This window comes from Lactococcus termiticola (assembly GCF_003116835.1).
Lineage (GTDB): Bacteria > Bacillota > Bacilli > Lactobacillales > Streptococcaceae > Lactococcus > Lactococcus termiticola.
This window is the reverse complement of sequence record NZ_BFFO01000001.1, coordinates 133,172-153,771: the sequence shown is the minus strand read 5'-3', so window position 1 is coordinate 153,771 and position 20,600 is coordinate 133,172. Positions and strand designations below refer to the sequence as shown.

Annotated in this window: 17 protein-coding genes; 13 read left to right on the top strand and 4 right to left on the bottom strand. The window is 49.9% G+C overall.

Annotated elements, in window-relative coordinates:
• Positions 1 to 164: 164 nt before the first annotated feature.
• Entirely contained in the window at positions 165 to 2,543 is a 2,379-nt protein-coding gene (locus NtB2_RS00735) for a transglycosylase domain-containing protein (protein WP_109245030.1), read from the top strand.
• 6 nt (positions 2,544 to 2,549) lie between these two features.
• On the opposite strand, the gene NtB2_RS00730 is transcribed toward NtB2_RS00735, so the two are convergent.
• Positions 2,550 to 3,203 (bottom strand): phosphatase PAP2 family protein, encoded by a 654-nt coding sequence (locus tag NtB2_RS00730; RefSeq protein ID WP_109245029.1) that lies wholly within the window; start codon positions 3,201 to 3,203, stop codon positions 2,550 to 2,552.
• 58 nt (positions 3,204 to 3,261) lie between these two features.
• The gene (gene pepA, locus NtB2_RS00725; RefSeq protein ID WP_109245028.1) at positions 3,262 to 4,332 is read right to left on the bottom strand and encodes a glutamyl aminopeptidase; all 1,071 of its coding nucleotides are present in this window, start codon (positions 4,330 to 4,332) and stop codon (positions 3,262 to 3,264) included.
• A gap of 69 nt (positions 4,333 to 4,401) precedes the next feature.
• Between pepA and NtB2_RS00720 the strand changes: the two genes are divergently transcribed.
• The 6 genes from NtB2_RS00720 to groL all read left to right on the top strand — a co-directional run bounded on the left by NtB2_RS00720 (position 4,402) and on the right by groL (position 8,185).
• Positions 4,402 to 4,683 (top strand): hypothetical protein, encoded by a 282-nt coding sequence (locus tag NtB2_RS00720; protein WP_109245027.1) that lies wholly within the window; start codon positions 4,402 to 4,404, stop codon positions 4,681 to 4,683.
• Positions 4,680 to 4,997 carry a thioredoxin family protein gene (locus tag NtB2_RS00715; RefSeq protein WP_109245026.1) on the top strand — a complete coding sequence of 106 codons (318 nt, stop codon included), beginning with the start codon at positions 4,680 to 4,682 and terminating at the stop codon, positions 4,995 to 4,997. Before NtB2_RS00720 ends, NtB2_RS00715 begins: the two co-directional genes overlap by 4 nt.
• Positions 4,998 to 5,008: 11 nt before the next feature.
• On the top strand, positions 5,009 to 5,632 hold the full coding sequence (gene ytpR, locus NtB2_RS00710; protein WP_109245025.1) for a YtpR family tRNA-binding protein: 624 nt from the start codon (positions 5,009 to 5,011) through the stop codon (positions 5,630 to 5,632).
• Positions 5,633 to 5,731: 99 nt separating this feature from the next.
• Positions 5,732 to 6,127 carry a single-stranded DNA-binding protein gene (ssb, locus tag NtB2_RS00705; RefSeq protein ID WP_109245024.1) on the top strand — a complete coding sequence of 132 codons (396 nt, stop codon included), beginning with the start codon at positions 5,732 to 5,734 and terminating at the stop codon, positions 6,125 to 6,127.
• Positions 6,128 to 6,231: 104 nt separating this feature from the next.
• Positions 6,232 to 6,516 (top strand): co-chaperone GroES, encoded by a 285-nt coding sequence (gene groES / locus NtB2_RS00700; protein ID WP_109245023.1) that lies wholly within the window; start codon positions 6,232 to 6,234, stop codon positions 6,514 to 6,516.
• A gap of 46 nt (positions 6,517 to 6,562) precedes the next feature.
• Positions 6,563 to 8,185 carry a chaperonin GroEL gene (gene groL / locus NtB2_RS00695; RefSeq protein ID WP_109245022.1) on the top strand — a complete coding sequence of 541 codons (1,623 nt, stop codon included), beginning with the start codon at positions 6,563 to 6,565 and terminating at the stop codon, positions 8,183 to 8,185.
• A 181-nt stretch (positions 8,186 to 8,366) separates the two neighbouring features.
• Here the strand turns inward: groL and NtB2_RS00690 are convergent, their stop codons facing one another.
• Positions 8,367 to 9,428 carry a type I restriction endonuclease gene (locus NtB2_RS00690; RefSeq protein WP_109245021.1) on the bottom strand — a complete coding sequence of 354 codons (1,062 nt, stop codon included), beginning with the start codon at positions 9,426 to 9,428 and terminating at the stop codon, positions 8,367 to 8,369.
• Between the two features lie 237 nt (positions 9,429 to 9,665).
• The gene (locus tag NtB2_RS08715; protein WP_439956791.1) at positions 9,666 to 9,722 is read right to left on the bottom strand and encodes a hypothetical protein; all 57 of its coding nucleotides are present in this window, start codon (positions 9,720 to 9,722) and stop codon (positions 9,666 to 9,668) included.
• A gap of 206 nt (positions 9,723 to 9,928) precedes the next feature.
• Here NtB2_RS08715 and ligA point away from each other — a divergent pair, with 206 nt between their 5' ends.
• The 6 genes from ligA (at position 9,929) to glmM (ending at position 20,470) form a co-directional block, all read left to right on the top strand.
• The gene (ligA, locus tag NtB2_RS00685; protein WP_109245020.1) at positions 9,929 to 11,893 is read left to right on the top strand and encodes an NAD-dependent DNA ligase LigA; all 1,965 of its coding nucleotides are present in this window, start codon (positions 9,929 to 9,931) and stop codon (positions 11,891 to 11,893) included.
• A 12-nt stretch (positions 11,894 to 11,905) separates the two neighbouring features.
• Positions 11,906 to 12,928, top strand: a complete 1,023-nt coding sequence (locus NtB2_RS00680; RefSeq protein ID WP_109245019.1) for a diacylglycerol kinase family lipid kinase — start codon at positions 11,906 to 11,908, stop codon at positions 12,926 to 12,928.
• A 238-nt stretch (positions 12,929 to 13,166) separates the two neighbouring features.
• Positions 13,167 to 16,823 carry a pyruvate:ferredoxin (flavodoxin) oxidoreductase gene (gene nifJ, locus NtB2_RS00675; RefSeq protein ID WP_109245018.1) on the top strand — a complete coding sequence of 1,219 codons (3,657 nt, stop codon included), beginning with the start codon at positions 13,167 to 13,169 and terminating at the stop codon, positions 16,821 to 16,823.
• Between the two features lie 453 nt (positions 16,824 to 17,276).
• On the top strand, positions 17,277 to 18,125 hold the full coding sequence (cdaA, locus tag NtB2_RS00670; protein ID WP_109245017.1) for a diadenylate cyclase CdaA: 849 nt from the start codon (positions 17,277 to 17,279) through the stop codon (positions 18,123 to 18,125).
• On the top strand, positions 18,122 to 19,084 hold the full coding sequence (locus NtB2_RS00665) for a CdaR family protein (RefSeq protein WP_109245016.1): 963 nt from the start codon (positions 18,122 to 18,124) through the stop codon (positions 19,082 to 19,084). The genes cdaA and NtB2_RS00665 overlap by 4 nt, the downstream gene beginning before the upstream one ends.
• A 27-nt stretch (positions 19,085 to 19,111) precedes the next feature.
• Positions 19,112 to 20,470, top strand: a complete 1,359-nt coding sequence (gene glmM, locus NtB2_RS00660) for a phosphoglucosamine mutase (RefSeq protein ID WP_109245015.1) — start codon at positions 19,112 to 19,114, stop codon at positions 20,468 to 20,470.
• Positions 20,471 to 20,600 lie beyond the last annotated feature (130 nt).

Genomic DNA, 20,600 nt, shown 5'->3' with positions numbered 1-20,600 from the left:
CGAGAGCTCTCTTTTGGATTTATTTGTCTGCATTGGTAAAAATCAAGAAATCAACAGTAGGATTCTGCACTTGAAAATGCTTGCTTCCCAGTTCATTCATCAAAAGGAAGCTTAAATTTGGCTTTAGAGTTTTTCCGGCTTGCAGTCTATGCTATAATGTAAGCATGGAAAACGATCCAAGAAAAGAAGAAGCTAAGGCAAAGCTCCAGGAAAAGCTGGAGGCCAGACGCTCTGCAAGCCAAAGACGGGCCAAGAAGGAAGAGGCCTATGCTAATGAAGAAAAGGTCCCTGTCGCAAAGACGACCTTTACGGTTTTTCGTGGGGTCTCCGTCATTGTAGGCCTGATTTTCCTTGGCTTCGCTGTCTTTGGTGTGACGGCAGGCATCGGCTATTTTGCCCGCCTAGTCGAAAATACCAAGGTCGAGTCGAAAGAAGAGCTCCTCTCAAAAATTGACAATATCCACGGTGTTTCCAGCATGTTTTACAGCAATGGCCAGCCGATTTCAGACATTTCTTCTGATTTGGTCCGGGTCAAGGCCGACAGCAGTAATATTTCTGTCAATGTAAAAAATGCACTGGTAGCGACCGAAGACGAGACCTTCAAGACCAATGACGGCGTGGTGCCAAAGGCCGTTATTCGTGGGATTATAGGCTCGATTGGCTCAGGGGCGAGCTCTGGTGGCTCGACCATTACCCAACAGCTCATCAAACAGCAGGTGCTAGGCGACTCTGTGACCTTTCAGCGGAAGGCCAGCGAGATTGTCTACGCCCGGCAGTTGACCAAGTATCTGAGCAAGGACCAGATTCTGACCGACTACCTCAATGTCTCGCCTTTTGGTCGGAATAATAAGGGTCAAAACATCGCCGGTGTCGAAGAGGCCGCCCAAGGTATCTTTGGAAAATCAGCCAAAGACCTGACGGTGCCTGAAGCCGCCTTTATCGCAGGCCTCCCTCAGAGCCCGATTGTCTACTCACCATACAGTGCCAACGGCCAGTTCAAGTCGCCTGAAAACATGGCTGTCGGCCTTGACCGGCAAAAAAATGTCCTCTACAACATGTACCGCTCAGGCTTTATCAGCGAAAAAGATTATCAGGAATACCTCAAGGTCGACCTGACCAAGGAATTTCTTCCGCCGGCAGCCAATGCGACCAGCTCCCACGACTACCTCTACAATGTCGTCTACAATGAGGCAGTCCAGGATGTCTACAACTACCTGATTCAGCGGGATAAGGTCTCAGATACGGCTCTCGGCAACGATGCGACCAAGCAGTACTATCAAAACCTGGCCGAGCAGAGCATCCAGACCGGTGGCTACACGATTACTTCTACCATCAATCAAGGCATTTATGAAGCCATGCAAAATGCCGTGGCTCAATATGGGAGCATCCTCCAAGACGGGACCGGTGTCGTCCAGCCAGGGAACGTCCTCATGGACAATAAGACCGGTGCTGTCCTTGGCTTTGTCGGTGGTCTTGACTACAACAGCAGTCAGGTCAACCACGCCTTTGACACAGAGCGGAGCCCGGGTTCATCAACCAAGCCAATCATTGCCTATGGACCAGCCGTTGACATGGGACTGATGGGCTCAGCCAGCCAGCTCTCCAACTACCCGACCAGCTATTCAGACGGGACACCGATTCTCCACGTCGGCGACAAGGGGACGGCCATGGTCAGCTTTGCTGAAGCCCTGGGTGTCTCATGGAATATTCCAGCCTACTGGACTTATAAGGCTGTCCAAAACAACGGCGGAGCCCAGCAATATATGGAAAAGATGGGCTACCAGATTAAGGACTACTCTGTCGAGTCTCTGCCACTTGGCGGTGGGATTGACCCGACCGTGGTTCAGCACACCAATGGCTATGCTACTTTGGCCAATGGAGGAGTTTACAACAAATATTATACCGTCCAAGAAATCAAGGACGACACTGGCAAGGTCATCTACAAGCACCAGAACAATCCCGTCCAGGTCTATTCTGAAGCGACTTCGACCATCATGGAAAACATGTTGCGAGGCGTTCTGACCTATAACCCTGCCCAGCGGACGACCAACTTCCTGCAGGATTTACAGGGCATCAATCCAGGTCTTGCCAGCTCGGTAGACTTTACCGGTAAGACAGGGACGACTAATGACTATGTCGATGGCTGGCTTATGCTGTCGACGCCGACTGTCTCGCTCGGTGGCTGGATTGGCCACGACGACAACTCTTCGATGGGGGAAAAGACAGGAGCTGTCAACAACGGGACCTATATGTCTTACCTGGTCAATGCCATCAATGCAGCAGACCCCAATGTCTTTGGCCCTGGCCAGAAATTCCCTGACCCAGCCAAGGACGACAATGTCATCAAGTCAACCGTCCTCAGCTCGACTGGAGAAAAGCCGGGCACGGTCACAGGCGGTAAGCTCAAGAACGTCACGGTTTCAGGAGCGACCACAACCAGCTTCTGGGCCAAGGACGGAGCTCCGACCACCCAGTACCAATTCGGAATTGGCGGAACAGACGCTGACTATGCGAATGCCTGGTCTAAAATTATAGGAAAATAAAAATCGTCAAAGCAGACGATTTTTTTGATAGTTTTTAAGAGCGGGATAGCTCAGGCAAATCAAGAAGAGTCCCAACAGGAAGCCGGCAACCGTATCTGAAGGATAATGAACCCCAAGAAGAATCCGCGAGAACATCGCTAGGCCAATAAACAACAGGGCAATGATGCCAGCCAGCCATTGAGCAGCCCTACTTTTCAAATGCTGGGCAAGCATCAAGAAAAGACAGCCAAAAATCAAGGTCGCAAAGAGAGAATGCCCGCTGGCAAAGCTCATACCCGGCTCGTGGGCATAGGCAGGAATCCGGTGGATGTCCGGCCGGACCCGGCCAATAAGGACTTTGAGGCCAGTATTAAAGCCGACTCCGACGATGATAATGCCAGCAAACCAGATGGCCTCAGCCCTTTTCCTAAAGGCAAAGAAGAGGACTAGGAAGATAAGAACAGAGAGGACCAGACCGCCTTTCGGTCCAAGAAGCGTCGCAATCAGCTCAGAAATCCCAAGCAGGAAGGCGTTTCCCTGCATCTGAAAGCCGAAGTTCTGGATGGCAGGGTCAAAGCCAGGAATAGGGGAATGTGTATAGTTTGCCTTGACAAGCAGCGTCAGGAGAATAAAAAGCAGTAGACTGACCAGGGCAGGAACATAGAATTTTTTATTTTGCATTGTAACATTATATCACAAATTGAAAGTAAGAAAAACGACCGCAAGGGCCATTTTTTAATCAATAGTTTTTAATCTTATCTACTTTAGCCCGGTCCAATTTCTCAACAATTGCCCGAATCATCTTCTGGGCCTCATCAAAGTCAGAGAGGCTCGAAATGGTCTGATGGCTGTGGATATATCGGGCACATACACCAATCGTGGTCGACGGCACACCCTCATTTGACAGGTGGGCAGCCCCGGCATCTGTCCCACCTTTGGCCATGTAGGGCTGGGTCTTGACATTGGCTTCAGTCGCAGTATCTGTCAAGAAGGCCTTCATGCCAGGTAACATGATGTGTCCAGGGTCGAAATACCGCATGGTCACGCCGGCTCCAAGCCTGCCATTATCGTCGCCAAAGGTATCAGAGGCAGGCGAGCAGTCAACGGCAAAGAAGAGTTCAGGCTTAAATTTAGTCGTTGCGACCTTGGCCCCCCGCAGGCCGACCTCTTCCTGGACATTGGCACCGATGACCAGGGTTACAGGCAGTTCTTTATCTTTGAGATAATCAAGCAGTTCCAGAACCATCAGACAGCCGTAGCGGTTGTCCCAGGCCTTGCTGATGACGTTTTTGCCATTGGCGGTCAAAATTGTCTCCGTTTCTGGAATAATCAGATCGCCGATAGCGACACCGTAGGCCGCCGCCTCGTCAGCATCCTCAAAGCCAGCATCAAAGACAATCTGGCCAATCTCAGGCATGCCGGGCGTGGCATTGCTTCCCCGCAACAGATGCGGTGGCAGGCCGCCTGTCACGACAGGAATCTTCTTGCCAGCCTGACTACTAAAGAGGCTAAAACGCTGGCCAGAGACAACCAGAGGATTCCAACCACCGAGCGGAACGACACGGAAGGTTCCGTCAGCCTTGATAGAAGAGACCATAAAGCTAACCTCGTCCATATGGGCAGCAATCATCACAACTGGAGCATCAGCGACCTGAGAAGTCTTGGTCACAAAGATTCCTCCAAGGCCGTCAAATTCAGGCTGGTAGCCCATGGCTGTCATTTCTTGCTTCAGATAGTCCCGGACAGGGCCCTCAAAGCCAGAACTAGCCTGGATTTCTGTCAACTTTTTAATTTTGTCAAATAATGTCATCTTAATCCTTCTTCCTATGACAAGCATCAATACTATTATCATAGCAGAAATTATGATAAAATTCTGTGTATGAATAAAATATTGAAGCTGGGCCTTGGGCTGATCGCAGGGGCGGCGGTGGCCCATGTCGCCTATCATGGCTACAAGGACCTGGAGGAGGCTCTCGACGCTGAGATGCTGTCTGAGATTCGCAGGCGTTTTAGCCAGGGCGAAATCCAAGCCCTCTGGCTCTATGATGAGCCGGATGAGACCGGCGACTTCAGAGCCGGACTGGTCCTTGACGGCCAGACCAAGTACCTGAGCATCAATCCCAAAAGCCTAGTCATTACTGAAAAAGGAGAACAATTATGATCATTCCAAAAAATATCGAAGCACTGTCAGAACTTGTCAAATCAGAAGGTAAGAAGGTCTACTTCTTCACAGCTGACTGGTGTGGCGACTGCAATTTTATCAAGCCAAAAATGCCAGAAATCGAGGCAGAGAATCCAGAATTTGACTTTGTCCAAGTCGACCGGGACGAATACATGGATGTCGCTATCGAATGGGGCATCATGGGGATTCCTAGCTTTGTCGTCCTTGAAGATGGCAAGGAAACAGCACGCCTTGTCAACAAACTCCGCAAGACCAAGGAAGAAATCAATAGCTTCCTTGCCACAGCAAAATAAGGGGTGCCATCGTGATTGCTACATATAACAAACACGTCGGAGACGTCCTCATGCTCATTGTCGCAAATGACGAAGGGACAGCAGTGGATTTTGAGAAAAAAGGCAATGTCGCTCGGGTCTTCCGCCAAGACAATGGCGAGACGGTCGGCTGGAATCTCTTTGAGCCCAAGCTTGAGACAGCCTTGAGCGGAGACGGCCAGGTCGAACTGACCGAGGCTGATCTGGCGATGGTCAATCAGGCCATCAAGTCTGCCGGCTTTACAGAAGAACTCGCCTATGATGGTCAGCCTAAATTTGTTGTCGCAGAAATTCTTGAAATGGAAGACCATCCAGACAGCGACCACCTGCATATTTGCAAAGTTGAAGTCGGTATGGATCAGCCCGTCCAAATTGTCTGCGGGGCTCCCAATGCCAAGCAGGGCCTGAAGACCATTGCTGCTCTCCCTGGAGCCATGATGCCTTCTGGAAGCCTGATTTTCCCAGGCAAACTCAGAGGCGTTGACTCATACGGCATGCTCTGCTCAGCCCGTGAGCTGGCCCTGCCAAATTCTCCAGAAGTCCGTGGGATTATTGAACTTTCTGACAGCATTGAAGCTGGCCAAAAGTTTGAGCCTGCGAGCATGTGGATGGCTTAATGATGATAATGAAACTTGTAAGCATCAGAGCTTGCAAGTTTTTTTATAAAAAAATTGACATCAGCCTTCTTTTTTCGCATAGTCTTCAGGAGGTGTCTTATGAATATTGCCATGATTATAGGAAGACTTGTTGCCCAGCCAGAGCTGGTCAAAACGCCCAAGGAAAAAAGTCTAGTCAGGATGACCATCGCTGTCAAACGTCGCTACAAAAACGGCGAAGGCGAGCGGGAGGCCGACTTTATCAATACGGTTTTTTGGGGCCGCTTAGCTGAAAACTTTGCTGTCTATGCCAAAAAAGGAGCTCTGGTCGCCCTAGAGGGGGAAATCCGGACCCGTTCTTATACGGATAAATTTGAGCAAAAGCGACGGATTGTCGAGCTTGTCGTCAGCAACTATGACCTGCTGGAAAGCCGGTCTGTGATTGCCCAGAGGGAGAATCAACGGCCAATGGATGCAGAAGAGATGATTTTGGACGGAGAAGATTTGCCCTTTTAGTCATTATTCCTTGACTATTTTTGACCTTCGGGTTAAAATAGAAATTGTGATTAGCACTCGAACTTATTGAGTGCTAAAAAATAAAAATATGGAGGCTATTCACAATGTTGAAACCCTTAGATAATCGCGTGGTGCTTCGCGTGACAAAGGAAGAAGAAAAAACGCAAGGTGGGATTGTCCTGGCATCTGCTGCTCAGGAAAAGCCCCAGACTGCTGAAGTTCTCGCAGTTGGTCCAGGACGAATGACCAACCACGGCAAGTTGATTGAGCCCGCTGTAAAAGTTGGCGACAAGGTCATCTTCGAGAAGTTTTCAGGAGCCAGCGTGGCTCTGGATGATGAAGAAGTCTTAATCGTCAAAGACAGTGATATTCTTGCGATTATTGAATAGAGAATAAAGCATAGATAAAAATAGTCAGTAAAGAAGGAATATAAAAATGGCAAAAGAAATTAAATTTTCATCAGATGCCCGCTCAGCAATGGTGCGTGGGATTGATACACTCGCAGATACAGTAAAAACAACCCTCGGCCCTAAAGGTCGTAACGTTGTCCTTGAAAAATCATACGGTAGCCCGCTCATTACCAATGACGGCGTGACCATCGCAAAAGAAATCGAACTCGAAGACCACTTTGAAAATATGGGGGCAAAGCTCGTCTCTGAAGTAGCCAGCAAGACTAATGACGTCGCTGGTGACGGGACAACCACAGCGACTGTCCTCACCCAAGCTATTGTCCGTGAAGGCTTGAAAAACGTGACAGCCGGTGCCAACCCTGTCGGTATCCGTCGTGGGATTGAGCTGGCTTCAGAAACAGCAGTTAAGGCTATCGCTGACCTTGCCATCCCAGTTTCTGGCAAGGAAGCTATCGCCCAGGTTGCATCCGTTTCTTCACGTTCTGAAAAGGTCGGAGAATACATCTCAGAAGCCATGGAAAAAGTCGGCAATGACGGGGTTATCACGATTGAAGAATCAAAAGGGATGACTACTGAACTCGATGTCGTCGAAGGCATGCAGTTTGACCGGGGCTACCTCAGCCAATACATGGTCACAGACACTGAAAAGATGCTGGCAGAGCTTGATAATCCTTACCTGTTGATTACAGATAAGAAGATTTCAAACATCCAGGAAATTTTGCCTTTGCTTGAAGAAGTCCTAAAAACCAGTCGTCCTCTCTTGATTGTCGCTGACGATGTGGATGGCGAAGCCCTTCCAACCCTTGTTTTGAACAAGATTCGTGGGACATTCAATGTGGTTGCTGTCAAGGCACCAGGCTTCGGTGACCGTCGCAAGGCTCAGCTCGAAGACCTGGCCATCCTGACAGGTGCGACTGTCATTACTGAAGACCTGGGGCTCGACCTCAAAGATGCGACTATTGAGGCTCTAGGTCAAGCTGCCAAGGTCACTGTTGACAAGGAACACACGACCATCGTTGAAGGTGCAGGCAGCACTGATGCGATTGCGAACCGTGTCGCGACAATCAAGGCACAACTCGAACAAACAACTAGCGAATTTGACCGTGAAAAACTCCAAGAACGCCTGGCTAAGTTAGCTGGTGGTGTCGCAGTCATCAAGGTCGGTGCGCCTACAGAAACTGAGCTCAAAGCTATGAAGCTCCTCATCGAAGATGCATTGAACGCAACCCGTGCAGCCGTTGAAGAAGGAATTGTCTCAGGTGGTGGTACAGCACTTGTCAATGTGATTCCAAGTCTTGAAGCCCTCACTGAAGAAGGCGACGTGCAGACTGGTATCAATATCGTCCTCCGTGCCCTTGAAGAACCTGTCCGTCAAATCGCAGCCAATGCCGGCTACGAAGGCTCTATCATCGTTGATAAGCTCAAGTCAAGCGAAGCTGGTACAGGCTTCAACGCAGCCACAGGTGAATGGGTCAATATGATTGAAACAGGAATCGTAGACCCTGCCAAGGTAACCCGCTCTGCCCTCCAAAATGCAGCCTCAGTTGCCGGACTCATCCTGACAACCGAAGCCGTCGTGGCAGATAAGCCAGAGCCAGCTCCAGCAGCGCCTGCGATGGATCCGTCTATGATGGGTGGCATGATGTAGCATATATAGAAAAAACCGCATAAGATTGCGGTTTTTAAGTGCTCTGATTTAGACGATATGGTATAAAAGGGGGGGGAGCCGAGAAAATAGTTTAGGCTATAGACAAAGTCGCTAGGTTCCAGAAAATATCCTTTTTGATGACATCAACCAGTTATTAGTGTAAGAGCCAAGTGCCAAGCAATTATTTATACTTTTCGATCGTCTCTTTCAACTGTTCGGCATAAGTTGTAATATCAAGTGGAGTCTGGATGTCAAACTTCCCAAAATCACGAATTTCAATCGTGCTTTTATTTGTGGACTCCCAGAAGCGGAGAATCCACTTACGATTATTATCATCGAGGAGAACGTTGAAATAGCTTCGATTATCACGATAGAAGACACGTTCTGGCTCTATGTTATCCTTAACAAGCATTTTGACAACTGTGTAGGTTTCGAGTTCTTCAGGTGTTGTAATGATTTTGCTGTCGTCCTTGCTGTTTGGCTCTTCTGCCTCAACTGTGGACTCCTCGGCTTGAACATTGGAGTTGGTATTAAGTGCAGCGTTCAGCTTTTCATTAACACGTTCAGCGACAAATTGATTGAAGCCTTTAGTGATAATTGGGATGAAACTTTGTTTTACAGTTGAAGTAATCCTACCGTTATAGATTTGCTTGGCAGCGAATTCTACGAATTGCTCTGACGGTGTTGCTAAATTAGAAGCGAGGAAATCCTTGAAAGCATTGAGATACTTGAGCTCAGAAGCAGATGAAGTGATAGTTTCTACGTCAAAATTGTCCTTGTGGAATTTTGCAATCTCTGCAAATTGGCTGTCCTTGATGGCTCCTAGCTCAACTTTGAGGAAAGGCACGCTGTCCATCTTATTTGGAGCATCAAGATCTGTGTAGAATCGGTACTCTTTACCATTGGTTAAAATACCAAACTTTGCATCAGTTGTACTAAAGTATCTGAAAAGCTGAGAATCATGATTATCGAGATTTTCTGTGATTGACTTACATTCAATCAGGATGGCAGGTTTTCCTTCAAAGGCGACCGCATAATCGACTTTTTCTCCTTTTTTAATTCCTACATCAGCGGTGTATTCAGGGATAAATTCAATAGGGTTGAATACATCGTAGCCAAGAGCTTGGAAGAAAGGCATGATAAAGGCATTCTTAGTCTGTTCTTCGTTTTGAATGTTCGCTTCTAAGTCATTCACCCGTTTTGCAAGGCTTTTGAGGTCATCCCTTAATTTTTCGATTTCCATGATGGTTACTCCTATTTTAGTTTTTTTGATATATTCATTATATCAGAAAAGCTAAAGAATTTAAGCTATGATTAAAATCGTCGAAGAATAAAAAGTATCATTTGAATCCCCTCTTCAAATCTGTTAAAATAAGATTATAAAAGGAGGATGCGAATGAGCAACCTCCAGTATAGCCGTTTTAAGAACGGTAGCCTTTGTTTTAAGTTAAAATAACCGCCAACGGGCTAAAGTGGACGGTTATTTTTTATCCTTTTTATCTATGACCAAAATCATGAGAGTTGCAAATGCAATCATCAGGGTCAAGGTCTCAAAAACTGACAAAGTTTTCGCCTTTCATGTTTTCTGAGGTCTGGCTTATTCCTCATAAGCATCACCTCCAATCAGGCTAGCGTCCTTCAACTTCTACGCCAGCATTATAGCAGAAAAATCTTTATCAGCCCTTAGAAGATAGGGCTTTTTTCTTCCCCAAAAATCATTAAAGAATATGATAAAATAAGACTATGAATCCGGAAACAGAAATCAAGGAGTTGACAGAGCAACTCAACCGCTATGCCTATGAATACTACACTCTGGATAAGCCGACGGTCGAAGATGCCGAGTATGACCGGCTTTATCGCAAGCTAGAAGAGCTGGAGTCTGCCAATCCCAATCTGGTCCGGGCGGATTCGCCGACGCACCGTACAGGAGATGTCGTCCTCTCAGGCTTTGAGAAGTTTCAGCATCCCTACAATCTCTACAGCCTGGGCGATGTCTTCTCTAAGGAAGAGCTGGCCGAGTGGGAGGCCCGTATCAGAAAGTCAATCGACGAGCCTGAATATATCTGTGAGCTCAAGATTGACGGCCTCTCCCTCTCCCTCTACTACGAAGCCGGCCAGCTGGTGACGGCTGCCACCCGTGGCGATGGTTCGATTGGCGAAAATATCACAGAAAATGTAAAACGCATCAAGGATGTGCCCCTCAGCCTCTCTGAGCCGGTCGACATCGTTGTGCGGGGTGAGGCCTACCTGCCCCGGCAGAATTTTGCCAAGCTCAATGCTGAGCGGGAGCTCGACGGTCTCCAACCCTTTGCCAATCCAAGAAATGCGGCGGCGGGCACCCTCCGCCAGCTTGACACTAAGGTCGTCGCCAAGCGTGGACTGGCCACCTTCCTCTATCAAGAGGCCAGCCCTGCAACCAATAACACCCAGGAAGAGGTCCTCGAGTACTTTGAAAAGCTCGGCCTCGTGGTCAATCCTGAACGGGTCTTTGCTAAAAACCTCGATGAAATCTGGGCCTTTATCGAAAAGGTGACCGCCATGCGGGATGAGCTGGCCTATGACATCGATGGTGTCGTTATCAAGGTCAATAATCTTGCTGAGCAAGAAGAGCTAGGCTTTACCGTCAAGGCTCCCCGCTGGGCCATTGCCTACAAGTTTCCGGCAGAGCTGGCAGAAACAGAAATTCTCAGCGTCGATTGGACGGTTGGCAGGACAGGTGTTGTGACGCCGACGGCGAACATGACGCCGGTGATCCTCGCCCAAACCACAGTAGCCCGTGCGACCCTCCACAATGTCGACAACATCAAGGAAAAAGACATCCGAATTGGCGACAAGGTCCTGATTTACAAGGCTGGCGATATCATCCCTGCCGTCCAGCGGGTCCTCTTTGACAAACGGCCTGAAAATCTTCCAGAAATGGAAATCCCGACCCACTGTCCAGAATGCCAGTCTGAGCTGGTCCATTATGAAGACGAGGTCGCCCTCCGCTGTGTTAATCCTCTTTGTCCTGCACAAAATCGGGAGAAGCTGATTCACTTTGCCAGTCGTGGAGCCATGAATATCGCAGGCCTCGGCCAATCCATCGTCAGCAGTCTCTTTGAGGCCCAGCTCATCCGGGATGTCGCAGACCTCTACAAGCTGACCCTCTCTGACCTCCTGAGTTTGGATAAGATTCAAGAAAAGTCAGCAGAGAAGCTCTTGGCCGCCATTGAGGCCTCTAAGGGCAATTCTGCAGAAAAACTCCTCTTTGGCCTGGGCATCCGTCATATCGGGGCCAAGGTCGCAAAGCTCCTGCTTGAGCGATTTGGAGACCTGAGGAAGCTTTCTCAGGCAAGCATGGAGGAAATTGCTGAAATTCCAACGATTGGTCAGGCTGTTTCTGAGACCATCGTCTCTTATTTTGCGACCGATGGGGCCAAGACCCTGCTTGACGAGCTGGAAGGGGCGGGATTAAACCTGGCTTATGCCGGTCCTGTCAAGGCAGAAGGCCCGCTCTCAGGCCAAAAGGTCGTCCTGACTGGCAAGCTGACCAGCATGACCCGTCTTGAGGCCAAGGAAAAGCTGGAAAGCCTGGGGGCTGACGTCTCAAGCTCGGTCTCTAAAAACACGGCCCTGGTCGTTGCTGGAGCCGATGCTGGCTCTAAGCTGACCAAGGCCCAAGAACTCGGTATCAAGGTCTGGTCAGAAGAAGATTTGTTGAATTACTAAGGAGCAATGTTCATGAAAAAAGCTCGTTTTATCTATAACCCTACCAGTGGCCAGGAGATCATCAAGCGTTTTATTGCTGACATCCTCGACAAGCTCGAAGGCTTTGGCTACGAGGCTTCGGCCTTTCAGACCACGCCGGAGGAGAAGTCAGCAGAGCGTGAAGCAGCCCGGGCCAGTGAATCTGGCTTTGACCTGATTGTGGTCGCTGGTGGCGATGGCACCATCAATGAGGTGGTCAACGGGATTTCGCCCTATGAGAAGCGGCCCATGCTGGCTATTGTGCCGGTTGGTACGACCAACGACTTTGCCCGGGCCCTGAAAATCCCCCGCAATAAGCCTCTGGAGGCTGTTTCCATTATCGGAAAAGAACAGTTTCTCAATATTGATGTCGGTCTTGCGACGACGGCAGACCACAAGAGCACTTATTTTATCAACATTGCAGCAGGCGGTGCCCTGACTGAGTTGACTTACAGCGTGCCGAGCCACTTGAAGACGGCCTTTGGCTACCTGGCCTACCTCAGCAAGGGGGCCGAGCTCCTGCCACGGATGAAGTGTGCTCCGGTCAAGGTCTACCATGACCAGGGCGTTTTTGAGGGCGATATTTCTATGTTTTTTGCAGCCCTGACCAACTCGGTCGGTGGTTTTGAAAAGATTGCCCCAGATGCCCAGCTTGACGACGGCCTTTTTACGCTGATCTTGGTCAAGACCGACAACTTCTTTGAGCTCATGGCCCTTCTTGCCATGGTGGTCAATGGCTCAGGCAAGCACATGGACGATGTCAACGTCGAATACATCAAGTCCAGCTCGATCGAAATTGAGCCGGTCAACAGCGAGCATCCCCTCCTAATCAACCTCGACGGCGAATACGGTGGCAAGACCCCCGTCAAATTCGACAATCTCAAAGGACACATCCAGATGTTTGTCAACCTCGATGAAATCAACGATGAGAATTATATCGGCGATGAGGAAACACTAGCTCTGGAGGCTGTGGCTCAGAAGTTTGCCAAGGAGACGGAGAAGGCGGAGAAGGAGTAGGAGACCTGGAGAAGGTCTTTTTTTGTTACTGCCAAAAAAAGGATAAACTCCCACATGTCAAAAGTCCTTGACATCCGCCCAGATCAGGCCATCCCCTAAAAAATGTTAAAATAGAAAGGTCAAAATACAAGCGAGCAACAGCTCTTGAGGTGGCTGGCCTGGCCTGATTTCCTGCATTGACACCGCTGGAAATGAAGTGTCACCTCAAATAAATGCTTTGCTCAAGAAAGTATTGCACATGAAAAAAACAATGGATGGTAACATGGCTGCGGCCCATGTGGCCTATGCGATGAGCGACTTGGCGACGGTTTATCCGATCACGCCGAGCTCGCCGATGGCTGACAATGTCGACGATTGGGCGACCCGGAGGCAACCTAATATTTGGGGACAGCCTCTGCAAATCAATGAGCTCCAGTCTGAGGCGGGAGCGGCTGGTGCCATGCACGGTGCCCTCAAGGCGGGGAGTCTGACGACGACCTTTACGGCCTCACAAGGCCTTTTGCTGATGCTGCCGGCCATGTACCGAATGGCTGGCGAGCAGTTGCCTGGCGTGATTCACGTGGCGGCCCGTGCTGTGGCGACTGGCGCCCTCAACATCTTTGGCGACCAGTCTGACGTCATGTCTGCCCGGATGACCGGCTTTGCCCTCCTGGCAAGCTCGAGTGTCCAGGAGACCATGGACCTGGCGGCAGTCAGCCATCTGTCAGCCCTCGAGGGCTCAGTGCCCTTTATGCACTTCTTTGACGGCTTCCGGACCAGTCACGAGATTCAAAAGATTAATGTGCTGGAGCGGGAGACGCTGGCAGGCCTGATCAATCAAGAAAAGCTGGCTGCCTTTAGAAGTCGGGCCATGAACCCAGAGCATCCGACCGTTTCAGGGACTAACCAAAACCCAGACATCTACTTCCAGCAACGGGAGACGGTCAATCCTTATTACGATGCCCTGCCTGCGATTGTTCAGGCTGAGATGGCCAAAATCAATGCCATCCAGGGGACGGATTATGACCTGGTCAACTACTACGGGGCGAAAGACGCGACAGAAGTCATCGTCAGCATGGGCTCTGTGGCGGGGACCATCAAGCAGACGGTTGATGCCTTAAATGCTGATGGACGCAAGGTCGGATTTATCAACATCCACCTCTATCGGCCATTTCCGACGGCGAATTTCCTGGAAAAATTGCCAAGCACAGTGAAAAATGTCGCGGTCCTCGACCGGACCAAAGAATCTGGGGCAACTGGCGAGCCTTTATTCTTAGATGTTCTGACGACTTTAGCGGCAAAAAATATTAAGGTCATTGGCGGTCGATATGGAATTGGAGGCAAGGATACCCGGCCTGAGCATATCGTCGCTGTCTTCGACGAGCTGACAAAAGCCGACAGCAAGGCTCAATTTACCATCGGCATCGATGACGACCTGACCCAGCTCTCGCTTGAAACGGGCGAAGCTCAGGACTTTACGCCTGCAGATACCTACCAGGCTAAGTTCTGGGGCTTTGGCTCAGACGGCATGGTCGGGGCCAATAAGGCGGCCATCAAAATCATCGGCGACCATACCGACAAGTTTGTCCAGGGGGCCTTTGAGTATGACTCTAAGAAATCTGGTGGCCTGACCGTCAGCCATCTCCGCTTTGGCGATAGCCCGATTCTATCTGAATACATGATTGCCCAGCCTGACTTTGTTTGCTGTGCCAACACGAGCTATGTCCGCAAATACGAACTGATTAAGGGACTTCGTGAGGGCGGGACCTTCCTGCTCAATACCAGCTGGACAGCTGAGCAACTCGATAAAAACCTGCCAGCAGGCCTGAAAGAGGCGATTGCTGAAAAAAAGGTCAACTTCTATATCATCGATGCGGCCAAGATTGCCCGTGAGGCCGGCCTTGGTCGCCGGATTAACACCATCCTCCAGGTCGCCTTCTTCAAGCTGACGGGAATCATGCCTTTTGATGAGGTTTATGAAATCCTCAAGGCTGATGCCCAGAAATATGCCAAGAAGTCGCCGACCATTGTTGAGGCTAATCTTAAGGCCATGGACCAGGCTTTGAATGAACTGCATCAGGTTGAGGTGCCTGCAAGATGGAGCGAGTCTCCAGAAGTGGAAGTTCCACAACTGGAAACAGGCAAGGCCAATAAACGCTATGTCTTTAACTTTTTAGACAAGGTTAATGCCTTTGAAGGCGATGAACTCAGCGTAACTGATGTGGCAGAAGCCGTGCCGTCAGGGAGCTCTCCCCTTAGTACGGCAGCGGTCGAAAAGCGAGGCATTGCCCTTGAAGTCCCAGTCTGGGACCCTGACTTCTGTACTCAATGTAATGAGTGTGCCTTTGTCTGCCCGCACGCCGCCATTCGGCCCTTCCTGGTTGATGAAGACGAGTGGAATGTGGCTCCAGAGGGCTATCAGGTCATGGACTACCGGGGAAAGGACGGCCTCAAGTACCGGATTCAGGTCTCTGTTGAAGACTGTACCGGCTGTCAGCTCTGTGTCGAGGCCTGCCCACGTTCTGGCCAGGCCCTCAAGATGATGCCTTATGAGAGTCAGCAGAAAGAAGCCGTCAACTGGGCCTTTTCGATGACCTTGAAGACTAAGGAAAATCCAGGCCGGCCAAATACCATCGTCGGGACCCAGTTTAATCAGCCTCTGCTTGAATTTTCTGGGGCTTGCTCCGGATGTGGAGAAACGCCTTATATCAAGCTTTTGACACAGATGTATGGCGACCGGATGAACATCGCCAATGCGACCGGCTGTTCTTCCATTTATGGAGGGACGCAGGCGACCCCATACACGACCAATGACGCCGGTCAAGGTCCTGCCTGGTCTAACTCCCTCTTTGAGGACAATGCTGAGTTTGGTTACGGCATGTGGTTGGCCTCTGTTAATCGTAGGCAACGGCTGGCTTCAGAGATGGAAAGTGCCTTGCCAGTCATGTCAGAAGAACTGGCGACATTAGCCAAAGACTGGATCGACCACCTCTTTGACTCAGAGGGCACAAGGGCCCGGGCTGAAAAGCTCAAGTCTGCCCTCAAGGCAGAGTCTGAAAAGCCTGAGCTTGCCGCTATCTTAGAGCAGGCCGACCAATTTGTTAAACCGAGCCAATGGATTTTCGGTGGCGATGGCTGGGCCTACGACATCGGCTACGGTGGCCTCGACCACGTCCTGGCTTCTGGGGCGGACGTCAACATTCTCGTCATGGACAATGAGGTCTATGCCAACACCGGCGGCCAGGTCTCTAAGGGGACACCAGCTTCAGCCATTGCTGCCTTTGCAGCAGCTGGCAAGGTGGCTGCCAAGAAGGACCTCGGCTTTATGGCCATGACCTACGGCAATGTCTACGTTGCCCAAATCGCCTCCGGGGCCAATATGATGCAGACCATCAAGGCCTTTGATGAGGCTGAACGCCACAATGGTCCGAGCCTGATCATTGCCTACACGCCATGTATCAGCCACGGCCTCTACGGTGGCATGTCTAAGACCCTCGAAGAAGCTAAAGAAGCCGTCGAATCTGGCTACTGGCAGCTCTATCGCTATAATCCAGAAATGGAAGCTACTGGTAAAAACCCGATGACGCTGGACTTCAAACGGCCTAGCTTTTCCAAGGTTCACGACTTCCTCCTCAAGCAATCCCGCTTTGCCAATCTGAAAAAGGTCAATGCTGATCACGCTGAAGAGCTCTTCCAAAAGGCTGCAATGGATAGCCGACGGAAGTTCTTGCGTTATGCAAGACTCTCAGGCGATGAGGAAAAATTCCTGGCCCGTGAGCAAAAGGAAAAAGGCACGTCTCCAGAAATGGAAACAAAGCCAGAGCGGAAGCCTCGTGAACGCAAGGAAAGAGCCCTTGACCCAGAGCGTGAAGCAAGGCGGGCGGCAAGAAAAGCAGCTCGTGAGGCTAAGAAATAGTCTGGTCAATAAACCACAAACTGTATAGTCAGGGAGCTCTAAAGGCTTTGCTAGCAAGCTTCCTAAGACTTTTGATTTTCATTACTTATAGCAAAAAGCCCTTATTATAGGGCTTTTTATAATGCTTTAGAAAGCTAAGGGTCGAATTTCTGCTAGGGCTGATCAAGCTGGTCGTCTTGCTGATTGAAAAAATCGTAAAAAATAAGAAGCGTCTCATAACAATGACCTGTTTTGTTGGCTCTTAATCGAAAATAGAGTCACTGTTTATAACAGCTGGAGGCAAGTCGCTTGATTATTTATATAAATGCTTGCAAGTTTGTAGGAATAAAATAGAAACTGAAGCCCTGGTTGCCTAGTTAAGCCCCTCCAAATTGCATCCGTCAAAGCAGTTCTCCCTAAATTCTGATATAATTGTGTAAGATACTTAATAAAGACAAGGAAGCTGGCTGAAAAATGAATAGCTTTAATCAATTCTTCAACCTGGATTTTTGGCAAAAAATCTTTGAGTTGAATGAGTCCCCCTGGCGGTTGGTCATGTCCATCCTCGACATTGCGATTGTCAGTTATTTCCTCTATCGAGTGATTGGCTTTATTCAGGGGACCAAGCTGATGACACTGGTCCGGGGCGTGATTGTCTTCATCGCCATCAAGGTAGTGGCGGGCTTGGCTGGCCTGACGACGGTCGAGTGGTTGCTCAATCAGGTCATTACCTACGGGGCCATCGCCATCGTCATCATCTTTCAGCCTGAAATCAGGCGGGCTCTTGAGAGCCTGGGGCGGACCTCGACCTTCTTGATTCCCTCACGTTCTGCAAGGACCAGCGACCATGTGGCCGCCTATGAAAAGTCCTTTGCCTACATGAGTGAACGGAGAATCGGGGCCCTCATTGCCATTGAGCAGGCCCAGAGCCTGGAGGAGTTTGCCTCGACAGGGATCCGGCTAGACGCCGATGTCTCGTCTGAGCTCATCATCAACATCTTTATCCCGAATACGCCACTTCATGACGGGGCGGTCATTGTCCAGGGCGACAAGATTGCCGTGACCTCGGCCTACCTGCCTCTAACTGAAAAGTCCGGAATTTCTAAGGAATTTGGGACCCGGCACCGGGCGGCGATTGGTCTGTCTGAGGTCTCAGATGCCCTGGTGCTAGTCGTCTCTGAGGAGACCGGTGGCATCTCGGTGGCCCACAATGGCCAGTTCATGGCAGATATTTCCAAGGAAAAATTCCATGAGTTGCTTACGGCGACCTTATCGGCTCCGACAGCCAGTGCAGAATCTAAAAAAGGAGGAAAGAAGAAATGAAATTTCCTAACTTTTTCAGTTCTAAAGCCTTCTATATCCTGACGGCAGTCTTCTTTGCTGTCATCCTCTTCTTTAATGCCAACTCGGTTGCCCTCAGAAATCAGGGCAATAGCATACAGGCCGGTGAGGTCTACACAGCGACGGTCTCAAATGTGCCCATCGAAGTCAAATACGACAACAACAAGTACTTTGTCTCTGGCTACCAGGCCACGGCCAATGTTGCCCTCAGTGGCTATAACCGCCTGCAAATCTCAAATGAGCAGAATGCCGACACGAGGAATTTCAGCCTCGTCGTTGACCTGACCCACAATGAAGCCGGAACGGTCCAGGCTCCCATCAAGGTTGAAGGCCTGCCTTCAGGCATCAACGCCCAGCTCACGCCAAATACACTGTCTATCAACATCGAACCCAAAGTAACTAAAGAGTTTAAGGTCACAGCCCCAGTCGCAGCCAATCAGCTCTCGCCGGGCTATAGCGTAGCCTCTACCGAGCTCTCTCAAGAGACGGTCAAGGTCTCAGCCGGTGAAAATACACTGGAGCAAATCCAGTCGGTCGAAGCGGTCCTACCGACAAATACTGTCCTCTCGTCTGACTTCTCAGATACGGTCAGTCTGCGAGCCCTGGATGCTTCTGGCAAGAGCGTGTCCGCTCAGATTCAACCGAATCACGTCAAGCTTAACCTCAAGCTCAATGAGCCCAGCAAGACTGTCCCTATCGAGGTCAAGCAGACCGGGAGTCTTGCCAGCTCAGTCAAGAGTATGGCTCTGGAGCTCCAGACCAAGTCCATCAAGATTTCTGGAGCTCAGGCAGACCTTGACAAGATTACGTCGATTACGGTCTCAGTCGACGTCTCGGGCATCACAGAGACGGTCACCCGGCATGTCCATGTTACGGTGCCTGATGGGATCACGGCAGACCCTGTCAATGTTGATGTGAATGTTAACCCTACGAAAAATTAAAAAATAATATTGGAGTAAAAAATTATTATGGCTAAATATTTTGGTACGGACGGTGTCCGTGGAGAAGCGAATGTAGAACTAACCCCTGAGTTTGCCTTTAAGCTCGGACGTTTCGGAGGCTATGTCCTCAGTCAACATGAGACAGGCCGACCAAAGGTCTATGTGGGACGTGATACCCGCATCTCAGGACAGATGTTGGCGACAAGTCTTATCTCAGGTCTGCTCTCCGTCGGCATCGAGGTCTATGATCTGGGTGTGATTGCAACGCCTGGTGTAGCCTATCTGGTCAAGAAGGAAGGGGCTTCAGCAGGGGTCATGATTTCTGCTAGCCACAACCCAGCCCTCGATAACGGCATCAAGTTCTTTGGTGGTGATGGCTTTAAGCTCGAAGATGATAAAGAGCTTGAAATCGAAGCTCTGATTGATGCTGAAGAAGACAAGCTCCCTCGGCCATCTGCTGAAGGGTTAGGATTCTTGAGCGATTATACTGAGGGTGTCCGCAAGTACCAGGCCTTTCTCAAGTCTACAGCTGAGGGCGACTTTGAGGGCCTCAAGGTTGTGGTTGATGCGGCTAACGGGGCCTCATATACTTCAGCCCGTGCGGTCTTTGCTGACTTGAACGTTGATTTGACTGTGATCGGTGAAAAGCCTGACGGCCTCAATATCAACGACGGTGTGGGCTCGACCCACCCTGAAAACCTGGCTGAAAAGGTGCTGGAAACCGGATCTGACCTGGGGCTTGCCTTTGACGGCGATGCTGACCGCCTGATTGCGGTTGATGAAAAGGGCCGGATTGTCGATGGCGATAAGATTATGTTTATCGTCGGCAAATACCTGCTTGAAAAGGGTCAGCTCGCTAAGAATACAGTCGTGACGACCGTCATGTCAAATCTTGGCTTCCACTTGGCCCTGGAAGAAGCTGGGATGAACTCAGTCGTGACCGCTGTCGGCGACCGCTATGTCGTTGAAGAAATGAAGAAAAACGACTATAACTTTGGTGGAGAACAATCTGGACACATGGTCTTCTTAGACTACAATACGACCGGCGACGGCCAGCTCTCGGCTCTGCAGGTGCTCAAGGTCATGCGTGAGACTGGCAAGCCACTCTCTGAGCTGGCGGATCAAGTGACGATTTATCCACAAAAGCTGGTTAATGTCCGGGTGGCTAATAATGCGGCCAAGGATGGAGCCATGGACGTGCCTGCGATCAAGGAAGTCATTGCCCAGATGGAAGATAAGATGGGTGGCAAGGGCCGGATTCTTGTCCGTCCTAGCGGGACTGAGCCTCTGCTCCGTGTCATGGCAGAAGCTCCAAGCCATGAAGAGGTCGATGAAGTGGTTGATACGATTGTTGCTGTTGTGGAAAAAGAAATCGGGGTTAAATAAAAGGGAAAGCGAAATAACGTTTAGCTTTAATTAAATAAAGACGGCCTTTCAGCCGTCTTTTGTGATATTAATTGAGTTCTTGAACTTTTGCCTGGAATTTGATAAAATAGTATAAACAATTATCGAGGAG

What these genes read in the sequence shown, in the direction of transcription:
- ligA (WP_109245020.1), top strand. Translation starts at nt 9,929, where the DNA reads ATGAATCCGGAAACAGAAATCAAGGAGTTGACAGAGCAACTCAACCGC.
- groL (WP_109245022.1), top strand. Translation starts at nt 6,563, where the DNA reads ATGGCAAAAGAAATTAAATTTTCATCAGATGCCCGCTCAGCAATGGTG.
- NtB2_RS00680 (WP_109245019.1), top strand. Translation starts at nt 11,906, where the DNA reads ATGAAAAAAGCTCGTTTTATCTATAACCCTACCAGTGGCCAGGAGATC.
- groES (WP_109245023.1), top strand. Translation starts at nt 6,232, where the DNA reads ATGTTGAAACCCTTAGATAATCGCGTGGTGCTTCGCGTGACAAAGGAA.
- NtB2_RS00730 (WP_109245029.1), bottom strand. Translation starts at nt 3,203, where the DNA reads ATGCAAAATAAAAAATTCTATGTTCCTGCCCTGGTCAGTCTACTGCTT.
- NtB2_RS00690 (WP_109245021.1), bottom strand. Translation starts at nt 9,428, where the DNA reads ATGGAAATCGAAAAATTAAGGGATGACCTCAAAAGCCTTGCAAAACGG.
- NtB2_RS00665 (WP_109245016.1), top strand. Translation starts at nt 18,122, where the DNA reads ATGAAATTTCCTAACTTTTTCAGTTCTAAAGCCTTCTATATCCTGACG.
- cdaA (WP_109245017.1), top strand. Translation starts at nt 17,277, where the DNA reads ATGAATAGCTTTAATCAATTCTTCAACCTGGATTTTTGGCAAAAAATC.
- NtB2_RS00715 (WP_109245026.1), top strand. Translation starts at nt 4,680, where the DNA reads ATGATCATTCCAAAAAATATCGAAGCACTGTCAGAACTTGTCAAATCA.
- pepA (WP_109245028.1), bottom strand. Translation starts at nt 4,332, where the DNA reads ATGACATTATTTGACAAAATTAAAAAGTTGACAGAAATCCAGGCTAGT.
- ssb (WP_109245024.1), top strand. Translation starts at nt 5,732, where the DNA reads ATGAATATTGCCATGATTATAGGAAGACTTGTTGCCCAGCCAGAGCTG.
- nifJ (WP_109245018.1), top strand. Translation starts at nt 13,167, where the DNA reads ATGAAAAAAACAATGGATGGTAACATGGCTGCGGCCCATGTGGCCTAT.
- NtB2_RS00735 (WP_109245030.1), top strand. Translation starts at nt 165, where the DNA reads ATGGAAAACGATCCAAGAAAAGAAGAAGCTAAGGCAAAGCTCCAGGAA.
- glmM (WP_109245015.1), top strand. Translation starts at nt 19,112, where the DNA reads ATGGCTAAATATTTTGGTACGGACGGTGTCCGTGGAGAAGCGAATGTA.
- NtB2_RS00720 (WP_109245027.1), top strand. Translation starts at nt 4,402, where the DNA reads ATGAATAAAATATTGAAGCTGGGCCTTGGGCTGATCGCAGGGGCGGCG.